This is a genomic window from Bacillus cereus group sp. BceL220 (genome assembly GCF_051776965.1).
Taxonomy (GTDB): Bacteria; Bacillota; Bacilli; order Bacillales; family Bacillaceae_G; genus Bacillus_A; species Bacillus_A cereus.
Window position 1 is genome coordinate 1 of the sequence record NZ_JBPWBC010000061.1, and the last position, 389, is coordinate 389.

The window sequence follows — 389 nt, forward strand, 5'->3', positions numbered from 1 at the left end:
CGTTCATCCTGAGCCAGGATCAAACTCTCCAATAAAGTTAGTTTGTCTAGCATCTAAAAATAAAAATTGACGTTTCACGTTGTTTGTTTCGTTCAGTTTTCAAAGAACTAATGGTGGAGCCTAGCGGGATCGAACCGCTGACCTCCTGCGTGCAAGGCAGGCGCTCTCCCAGCTGAGCTAAGGCCCCAAACAAGTATCGGGAAGACAGGATTTGAACCTGCGACCCCCTGGTCCCAAACCAGGTGCTCTACCAAGCTGAGCCACTTCCCGAAAGAAAACGCGCCCGAGAGGAGTCGAACCCCTAACCTCTTGATCCGTAGTCAAACGCTCTATCCAATTGAGCTACGGGCGCATATGGTGCCGAGGGCGGGGGTCGAACCCGCACGGTG

Annotated in this window: 3 tRNA genes; all 3 read right to left on the reverse strand. The window is 52.7% G+C overall.

The annotated features are described in order from the left end of the window. Positions 1-111: 111 nt before the first annotated feature. Positions 112-187, reverse strand: a tRNA-Ala gene (locus tag ACS2FK_RS30520). A 9-nt stretch (positions 188-196) separates the two neighbouring features. Next, positions 197-270: transfer RNA gene (locus ACS2FK_RS30525), tRNA-Pro, on the reverse strand. Between the two features lie 8 nt (positions 271-278). Further along, positions 279-352: transfer RNA gene (locus ACS2FK_RS30530), tRNA-Arg, on the reverse strand. Positions 353-389 lie beyond the last annotated feature (37 nt).